Source organism: Streptomyces sp. NPDC004561 (assembly GCF_053602155.1).
In genome coordinates, this window is the sequence record NZ_JBSGDB010000547.1 from 1 (window position 1) to 5,416 (window position 5,416).

Sequence of the window (5,416 nt, forward strand, 5' to 3'; positions counted from 1 at the left end):
GGGCTGGCGCCGGCCGCGCACGGCGGCAACCGCACCGGTCGTATGTTCACCGGCGACCGTTCCGGACCCACCCTCGAGCACCGCGTTCTCCCAGCCCGTCACCTCGGTCGTCTCCACGGCGACAGTTTAAGGGTTGCGCAACTTTCCGAGACGTGAGCCGGGTCACCGGAAGCGGCGGCCCGAGCCGCGCTCTAGACGGGCCGCTGCGAGGCCGCCGCGTCGGGACGCAGATCGTCGAGGGTCATGGGGTGGGCCGGCGGATCGGGCAGGGCGATGTGGGACACGGCGTGCAGGGCGCGGTCCACGTGCAGCAGTTCGCCGGGTTGCAGGAGGCGCCAGTGCGGGTTCTCGTCCATGGGTTCGCTCGCCACGACGACCGAGGACGCGTCGGCCAGCGCCGCCGAGTGGACGCGCAGCCGCCCGTGGCGGCCGGTGTGGTCGAGATGACGTGACCCGTGATGGCCGCCCGCGGGCCGTTCGAGGACGTACAGCTCGTGGGTGGCGGGATAGCGCAGGGCCCACAGCTCGTAGTCCGTGACGAGGATGATGTTCAGGGCGTAGAGGGGCAGGTTCTCGGCGACCCAGCGGGCCGCGGCCACGAGGCCGGCGGACACGTCGCCGCCGCGTGCCTCGGTCTCGCGGGTGACGAGGGCGAAGAACCGCTCGGAGTCGGTGTCGCCGTGCACGAGGGCGCGGTCCTCGCCCAGATGCCGGTCGAGCCGGTCGAGTCCCTCGATCACGCCGTTGTGCGCGAGCAGGCGGCCGTGCTGCTCGAAGGGATGGGTGTTGCGTACGTCCAGGCCGCCGGTGGAGGCGTAGCGGATGTGCGCGAGGAAGGTGGCCGACTCGATCTGGCGGGCCTCCTGGGCGAAGGCACGGTCCTCATAGGCGGCGATCGGATCCTTGTGCACCTCGGGCGTGCCGTCGGCCCTGAAGTACCCGAGCCCGGTGCCGTCCGGCTCGCGATGACTCTGTGCGCTGAGGCTGTCGGGGGCCTCGAGCAGCCAGAACGTGGCGTGCGTGCGCTGGGGCGAGCTGGTCAGGCCGAAAAGGCGGCACACGGCGTCCTCCTTCGTCACCGACAGGTCGTCAACATGGTGCATTCCGCTGGTAAAGGGACGATACAGGCAAGGATCACGGGAATCCGCGGCAACCGCAATGCGTCCGGTGCCGGGCCGGGAGGCTCCGTGTCCGCCCGACAGATAGTGGAGGCACCTGCCGTCCGGGGGCCGTCACCGCCCCGCCGGGCGTGCTCGCACCCTGCGAACGGGCGCCACTGCACTGCACGGGCCGCCACGAGGCTCAGTCGGCGCTTCCCAGTACCGAGTCCAGGGCCTGCTCGAACGTCGGGTGACGGAAGGCGAAGCCCGCCTTCAGCAGGGCCGCCGGGACGACGCGGGCACTGGAGGTGATGCCCGTGGCGAACTCGCCGAGCGCGGCCCGGAGGGCGAAGCCGGGGACGGTGGCGAGCGCCGGGCGGTGCAGGGCGCGGCTCATCGCCCGGGTCACCGCACGGTTGGTCTGCGGTTCCGGGGCCGTGAAGTTGACGGGGCCGGAGAGTTCCGCGGTGTCGATGGCGAAGCGCAGGGCCGCGATGTGGTCGGTCAGCGAGATGAACGGCCAGTACTGGTCACCGGAGCCGAGCCGGCCGCCCAGGCCCATGCGGAACAGCGGGAAGAGCCGTCCGAAGGCGCCGCCCTTGGCCGAGACCACCAGGCCCGTGCGTGGATGCACCACCCGGATGCCCGCCTCCCGGGCCGGATCGGCGGCCGCTTCCCAGTCGACGCACACGGAGGCCAGGAAGTCGGACCCGGCCGGCTCGCTCTCGTCGACGATCCGCTCGCCCGTGTCGCCGTAGTAGCCCGTCGCGGACGCGGAGACCAGGACGCGCGGCGGAGCGGCCGAGCCGGCGCAGGCCCGCGCGACGGTCCGGGTGCCGTGCACCCTGCTGTCGTGGATCTCCCGCTTGTAGGCGTCGGTCCACCTCTTGTCCCCGACGCCGGCGCCGGCCAGGTGTACGACGGCGTCGGCACCGTCCAGCGCCCCGGGCTCGACCCGGCCGGCGGCCGGGTCCCAGTACGCCGACTCGCTGCCGTCCCGCTGGGCGCCGGCCGACGTGCCGCGCACGAGGCGGACGACCTGGTGACCGTCCGTCAGGAGCGAGCGGGTGAGGGCGGAGCCGATGAGTCCGTGGGACCCGGTGATCGCGACGCGCATGGCGTCCTCCCGAGGGGCGAGGTGCTGCTGACCATTTGCTTCAAATTTGAATTACCCAGGCTCACGATACACCGGACGCTTCGAGGACCGGTCACCGGCGACCGGCGCCACGCCGACGCTCCAGCCCATGTCAGCCGCATGTGCCAGTGCGGGCAACCGCCCGCTGACTCCTTTTGGTTGAAGAGCCTTGGGGTAAGGTAAAACCTGTTTGGTTTAATTTTCAGCTTGAGGAGGGTCCATGGCTCAGCAGGAGCGAGCTGTCCGGACCCGACGTGCTGTTCTGGAAGCCGCCGCGGCCGTCTTCGCCGAGCGCGGGTACGCCGCGGCGACCATCGCGGAAATCCTCAACCGGGCCGGCGTGACCAAGGGCGCCCTGTACTTCCACTTCGACTCCAAGGCGGCCCTCGCCCAGGGCGTGCTGCGGGAACAGATAACGGCCGAGTACCACGTCCCCCGCGAACTGAAGCTGCAGGAATGGGTGGACGCGGGCATGACCCTGGCCGAGCGGCTGCCCCGCGAACCGCTGCTGCTCGCCGGTGTCCGGCTCGCGGCCGACCTCCAGGGGCGGGACGTCTTCGGCAGTGCCTGGCCGGCGTGGGCCGAACTGACCGCGTCCCTGCTGACGGAGGCCAAGGGCAGGGGCGAGGTGCTGCCGCACGTGGTGCCGGAGGAGACCGCCCAGGTCTTCCTCGGCGCCTGGATCGGGGTGCAGTTCGTCTCGCAGGCCGTCGCCGACTGGTCCGACCTGGACGACCGAATGTCGGCGCTCTTCAACCACCTGCTCCCCGCGATCGCCGCCCCGGCGGTCCTGGTCCGTCTCGACACCGCAGCGGACCGGGGCGCGCGGGTGATCGCAGAGGTACGGCAGCAACCCGCTCTGGCGGGCGCCCGCACCTGACGGAGGATCACCCCGTCACAGCGTCCCTCCTGACGCGCCCTGCCCCTCCTGACTCCGCCCGTACAAAACCGCAGAGTCGGTTTCTCGCGACTGCGTTGAGGACGGCCCCCGCCCCAGCCGTGGAATCATCGTGCCGACCGCACCGGCCACGCCCACGCACCGAGCGGAGACCGCTGTGACCGACGGCTGGGAGTGGGACGAGACCCTGTTCGCGGGAGCGGCCGCCCATTACGAGCGGGGCCGGCTGCCGTACGCCCCCGGCCTGGTACGGCTTCTGGCCGAGGTGCTGGCGGCCGACGGCCACGGGCGCCTCCTCGACGTGGGCTGCGGACCGGGCACCGTCACCGTCCCCCTGGCCGGTCTCTTCCGGGAGGCCGTCGGTGTCGACCCGGACCCCGGGATGATCGGCGAAGCCGGGCGCCGGGCGGCCGCCGCGGGGGTGGGTGACCGGACGCGCTGGGTACGGATCCGAGCCGAGGAACTCCCGGCCGACCTCGGTGTGTTCACGGTCGCGGTGTTCGCCCAGTCCTTCCACTGGACGGACCGCGAACGCGTGGCGCGTACCGTCCGCGACATGCTCCGCCCCGGGGGAGCGGTGGTCCGCGTGTCCGACCCGAAGGCCGAGCCGCGGACGGTCGAGGGCCTGCCGTATCCGGCCGTGCCGTACGCGGACATCGACGACCTGGTCAAGCGCTACTTCGGACCGGTCCGTCGCGCGGGCCGCGGGCTGTTGCCGAACGGGACACCCGGCGGCGAGGCGTTGGTGCCGGCACGCGCGGGCTTCCTGGTTCCCGACCGGTACATCGTGCCCGGCGGACAGGCGCTTGAGCGCACCGTCGCCGACGTCGTCGCCTGGACTTTCTCGATGTCGTACTCGGCGCCCCGCCTCTTCGGAACCCGGCGCGACGCCTTCGAAGCGGACCTGCGCCGCCTGCTTGCGGCGGCCTCCCCGAAGGGCCTCTTCTCCGAACGCGCCCCCAGCACCGAGGTGTTCGTCTGGCGCACACCGTCCGTGCCGACGAACAGCGCACCGTGACGGCCCGTTCTCATTCCGGAGGGGTGGTGACCGGGACGGCGGCCCGCTCGGTCGCCTCACCGCGACGGTTCCGCTGCCGCCGGGGCCGTACCGGGCGGCCGGGTGCCGTGAGGACGGCGAGGCAGCCGACGACGAGGCCGATGCCGAGCCAGCCGGTGACGGGGAGGCGTTCGCCGACGACCAGGACGGCCAGCACGGCGGCCACGGCCGGTTCGAGCAGGGACAGCGTCGTCGCGGTGCTGGCGGGCACATGCGCCAGTCCCCAGCCGAACAGGACATAACCGGTGAACATCGGTACGAGGGCCATGTAGACGCCGACGGCCGCGTTGGACCACGAGCCGACGAGCGGCGCGCCGGTGGCCAGCAGGACGGGCAGGAGCAGCACCCCGCCCAGCCCGAAGACGGCGCCCATCGCCGCGCGGGAGGGGACACCCCGGGTGATCAGCCGGTGGGCCGCCCAGGAGTAGAGGGCGTAGGTCGTGGCGGCGACCAGGCCCAGCACGACACCGAGCACCGTGGCCCCCGCCGACCGCCGCTCCGGGCCGCTGCCCGCCCCCGTCGCCTCGGCCACGCACAGCAGCACGGTGCCCAGCAGTCCCAGGGCGGCGCCGAACGTCCAACGGCGCGACAGGCTCCGGCGGTCCACGAGGCGTTCGATCACGGCCGAAGCCAGCGGGGCCGTACCGATCGACACCACCGTGCCCACGGCCACCCCGGCCAGATGCATGGAGGTGTAGAACGCCAGGGGATAGACCGCGACCGCGACCGCGCCGAGCAGCACCACGCCGCGCTGCGCCCGCAACCGCCGCCCCTGCCCGGCGAGTCGGGGTGCGGCGGCCAGCGCCTGGAGCAGTCCGCCCACCCCCATGGCGACGGCCCCGATAGCCAGTGGCCCCACGGCGGGGGCGAGGGTGGCCGCGGTCCCCGTCGTACCCCACAGCACCGATGCGGCCAGCACGCACAGCGATCCCGCACCGACCGACCGACCGCCGGATCCGGGCCGCCTCACAGCCGGTCCAGGAGGTCCGCGGCCATCGCCCGGGCGTGGCGCAGCCGGGCGCCGTGGCCCTCCAGGCCGGCACGGGCCATCGCGCCCTCCAGCAGGAACGACAGATGCTCGGCCGCCGCGCCGGCCTCGTCGGGCCGCCCGGGCAGCAGCTCCCGCAGGTGGCCGGCCAGCAGACGCTCCACTTCCTCCTTGTGGCGGCGCACCACGGCACGGCCCTCGTCCCCGGCGGGCAGCTCGGCCGCCGCGTTGAGCAGAC

The 5,416-nt window shown here is 73.0% G+C and carries 5 protein-coding genes and 2 pseudogenes; 3 read left to right on the forward strand and 4 right to left on the reverse strand.

Annotation, left to right across the window (positions count from 1 at the left end; genetic code table 11):
- A pseudogene (locus tag ACWEN3_RS40325) lies at window positions 1-75 on the forward strand (uracil-DNA glycosylase); the annotation flags it as partial.
- A 116-nt stretch (window positions 76-191) separates the two neighbouring features.
- Here the strand turns inward: ACWEN3_RS40325 and ACWEN3_RS40330 are convergent.
- On the reverse strand, window positions 192-1,061 hold the full coding sequence (locus ACWEN3_RS40330; protein ID WP_452981867.1) for a class II glutamine amidotransferase: 870 nt from the start codon (window positions 1,059-1,061) through the stop codon (window positions 192-194).
- A gap of 241 nt (window positions 1,062-1,302) precedes the next feature.
- A complete protein-coding gene (locus ACWEN3_RS40335; protein WP_452981870.1) occupies window positions 1,303-2,217 on the reverse strand; it encodes a TIGR01777 family oxidoreductase in 915 nt (304 codons plus the stop codon).
- A 238-nt stretch (window positions 2,218-2,455) separates the two neighbouring features.
- Here ACWEN3_RS40335 and ACWEN3_RS40340 point away from each other — a divergent pair, with 238 nt between their 5' ends.
- Both ACWEN3_RS40340 and ACWEN3_RS40345 read left to right on the forward strand, forming a co-directional pair.
- Window positions 2,456-3,115, forward strand: coding sequence for a ScbR family autoregulator-binding transcription factor (locus ACWEN3_RS40340; RefSeq protein ID WP_452981873.1), 660 nt, complete (start codon window positions 2,456-2,458; stop codon window positions 3,113-3,115).
- A gap of 175 nt (window positions 3,116-3,290) precedes the next feature.
- Window positions 3,291-4,151, forward strand: a complete 861-nt coding sequence (locus ACWEN3_RS40345) for a class I SAM-dependent methyltransferase (protein ID WP_452981878.1) — start codon at window positions 3,291-3,293, stop codon at window positions 4,149-4,151.
- 10 nt (window positions 4,152-4,161) lie between these two features.
- On the opposite strand, the gene ACWEN3_RS40350 is transcribed toward ACWEN3_RS40345, so the two are convergent.
- Window positions 4,162-5,109 carry a DMT family transporter gene (locus ACWEN3_RS40350; RefSeq protein ID WP_452981876.1) on the reverse strand — a complete coding sequence of 316 codons (948 nt, stop codon included), beginning with the start codon at window positions 5,107-5,109 and terminating at the stop codon, window positions 4,162-4,164.
- A 47-nt stretch (window positions 5,110-5,156) separates the two neighbouring features.
- Window positions 5,157-5,416: pseudogene (locus tag ACWEN3_RS40355) on the reverse strand (TetR/AcrR family transcriptional regulator); the annotation flags it as partial.

Coding starts and splice junctions, on each gene's coding strand:
- ACWEN3_RS40335 (WP_452981870.1), bottom strand. CDS start 2,217: ATGCGCGTCGCGATCACCGGGTCCCACGGACTCATCGGCTCCGCCCTC.
- ACWEN3_RS40340 (WP_452981873.1), top strand. CDS start 2,456: ATGGCTCAGCAGGAGCGAGCTGTCCGGACCCGACGTGCTGTTCTGGAA.